Source organism: Thermoanaerobaculia bacterium (assembly GCA_035260525.1).
Taxonomy (GTDB): domain Bacteria; phylum Acidobacteriota; class Thermoanaerobaculia; order UBA5066; family DATFVB01; genus DATFVB01.
The window spans coordinates 1-2,611 of the sequence record DATFVB010000052.1; the positions used below are offsets into that span (position 1 = coordinate 1).

3 protein-coding genes are annotated in these 2,611 nt (G+C 69.6%); 1 reads left to right on the forward strand and 2 read right to left on the reverse strand.

Features of this window, described 5'->3' with window-relative positions:
- The coding region (locus VKH46_02415; protein ID HKB69666.1) for an ATP-grasp domain-containing protein at positions 1-505 on the reverse strand (505 nt) is incomplete at its 3' end.
- Positions 502-1,002, reverse strand: coding sequence for a 5-(carboxyamino)imidazole ribonucleotide mutase (gene purE, locus VKH46_02420; protein HKB69667.1), 501 nt, complete (start codon positions 1,000-1,002; stop codon positions 502-504). The genes VKH46_02415 and purE, both read right to left, overlap by 4 nt.
- A gap of 134 nt (positions 1,003-1,136) precedes the next feature.
- On the opposite strand from purE, the gene icd reads away from it, so the two are divergent.
- Complete coding sequence (icd, locus tag VKH46_02425) at positions 1,137-2,366, forward strand: isocitrate dehydrogenase (NADP(+)) (protein ID HKB69668.1); 1,230 nt, start codon at positions 1,137-1,139, stop codon at positions 2,364-2,366.
- Positions 2,367-2,611: the final 245 nt, after the last annotated feature.

Sequence of the window (2,611 nt, forward strand, 5' to 3'; positions counted from 1 at the left end):
TCGCCTGCCCCTTGCCGTCGTAGCCGGAGCGGGCGGTCTTCAGGACCGACGGCGCGCCGATCCGCGCGGCCGCGTCCTCGAGCTCGGCCGCGTTCGTCACGGCAGCGAACTCGACGACCGGGAATCCCTCGCGCCGCAGGAAGCTCTTCTCGCGGATCCGGTTCTGCACGACGTGGAGCACGTCGCCGCTCGGGCGCACCGGCGCGATCTCGGCGGCGGCGCGGGCGGTCTCGCCGGGGACGTTCTCGAATTCGAAGGTCACGACGTCGACGTCGCGCGCGAAGGCCCGCACGGCGTCGAGGTCCTCGTACGGCGCGCTGATCTCCCGGTCGGACACCTGGCCGGTCGGAGTGTCGTCGTCCGGAGAGAAGGTGTGGACGCGGTAGCCCATCCGCCGGGCGGCGATCGCGAAGAGGCGGCCGAGCTGTCCGCTCCCGAGCACGCCGACGGTCGATCCCGGCAGGATCGCGCGGCTCGACGAAACCGGAGGAGCTCCCGGCCTCATTTCTCCAGGATCTCGCTCATGACGCGGTCGCTTTGCTCCTCGCGAAAACGGCGGAGCTTCTCGCGGAGCTCGGGGCGCGTGCCGCCCAGGATTGCGACGGCGAGAAGCCCCGCATTCGTCGCGCCGGCCTTGCCGATCGCGAGCGTGGCGACGGGGACTCCCGCGGGCATCTGGACGATCGAGAGGAGAGAGTCGATGCCCTTGAGCGTCCGGCTCTCGATCGGGACGCCGAGGACCGGAAGAATCGTGTGCGCCGCGATCATTCCCGGCAGGTGCGCGGCGCCGCCGGCTCCCGCGATCACGACCTCGAGTCCGCGCAACACGGCCTTCTCCGCGTATTCGGCCATCCACGTCGGCGTGCGGTGGGCCGAGACGACTCGGGATTCGTGCGGGACGCCGAACCGGTCGAGCACGTCCGATGCCTCGCGCATCGTCTCCCAGTCGGACTTGCTCCCCATGACGATCCCGACGAGCGGCGCCTTCGGGTCGTGATTCATGCCCCATGATAATGGGTTTTTGCGGTACGGCGGCGGCGCCGCCGGCGCGCCGTCGCCGCGCCGGCTGGTGAAAAGTCATCAGGCGGGGGCGCGCCTTTCGTCGATAATCCGGGCGACACGAAGGAGGACCTCGCATGGAATTCGGACGCTACGGGAGCGCGCCCGCCGGATCGCGCATCGGCTTCGAAAACGGGAAGATCCGGGTCCCCGACGACCCGGTGATCCCCTTCATCCGCGGCGACGGCACGGGTCCCGACATCTGGAAAGCGACGCAGGCCGTCCTCGACGCGTCGGTCGCCAGGGCCTTCGGGGGAAAGAAGCGGATCGTCTGGTTCGAGGTCTTCGCCGGCGACACGGCGAACCAGCGCTTTCAGGAATGGCTGCCGCAGGAGACGATCGACGCGATCACCCACTACCGCGTCGCGATCAAGGGGCCGCTCACGACGCCGATCGGCGGCGGGATCCGTTCGTTGAACGTCACGCTCCGGCAGAAGCTCGACCTCTACACGTGCGTCCGTCCCGTCCGCTGGTTCGAGAACGTCCCCTCGCCCGTCAAACGGCCGCAGGACGTGGACATGATCATCTTCCGCGAGAACATCGAGGACGTGTACGCGGGCATCGAGTGGCGCGCCGGGTCGCCCGAGGCCGACCGGTTGATCGGCGTGATCGGCGAGCTCGGGAAGAAGATCCGTCCGGGATCCGCGATCGGGGTCAAGCCCGTGTCCGAGTTCGGCAGCAAGCGGCTCGTCCGGAAGGCGATCCGCTACGCGATCGAGCATCGCAAGCCCGCCGTCACCCTCGTCCACAAGGGAAACATCATGAAGTACACCGAGGGCGCCTTCCGCGACTGGGGATACGAGGTGGCGCGGACCGAGTTCGGCGACCACACGATCGCGGAGGCGGACCTCGGAGGGAATCCGGCGCCCGCGGGAAAGGTCGTCGTGCGCGACCGGATCGCCGATTCGATGTTCCAGCAGGCGCTGCTGCGGCCCGCCGAGTACTCGGTGGTCGCCACCCTGAACCTGAACGGCGACTATCTTTCCGACGCGCTCGCGGCCCAGGTGGGAGGCCTCGGCATGGCACCCGGGTCGAACGAAGGGGATGAGCACGCCGTCTTCGAGGCGACGCACGGAACCGCGCCGAAGTACGCGAACCTCGACAAGATCAACCCGAGCTCGCTCATCCTCTCGGGCGTGATGATGCTCGAATACCTCGGGTGGCACGACGCGGCCGCGGCGGTCGAGCGGGCGGTCGCGAAGACCCTCGGGCAGAAGATCATGACGTACGACCTCGCCCGCCAGACGGACGGCGCGAAGGAAGTCGGGACGAGCGGCTTCGCGCAGGCGCTGATCGGAAATCTGTAGCGCGTAACGCGCAGCGTCCTGCGCGTGGAGCGCTCAGCCCCCGCGGAAGCGGGGGCCCGGGGCGCAGCGTCCTGCGCGTGGAGCGCTCAGCCCCCGCGCGGCGGAACGCCGCGCGGGGGTCTCATGTCGAAGCGCGCACCTTCGTGCGCGCCGCCTGGTTCGCGACCCTTGTCCCGCCTCTCCCTCGATGGGAGAGGCCGACGAGCGGAGCGAGGCCGCGTCGCGGAGCGACGCATCGGCGCTAC

Bases quoted from the DNA above. Each gene is read 5' to 3' on its own strand.
- purE (HKB69667.1), bottom strand. From the start codon at position 1,002: ATGAATCACGACCCGAAGGCGCCGCTCGTCGGGATCGTCATGGGGAGC.
- icd (HKB69668.1), top strand. From the start codon at position 1,137: ATGGAATTCGGACGCTACGGGAGCGCGCCCGCCGGATCGCGCATCGGC.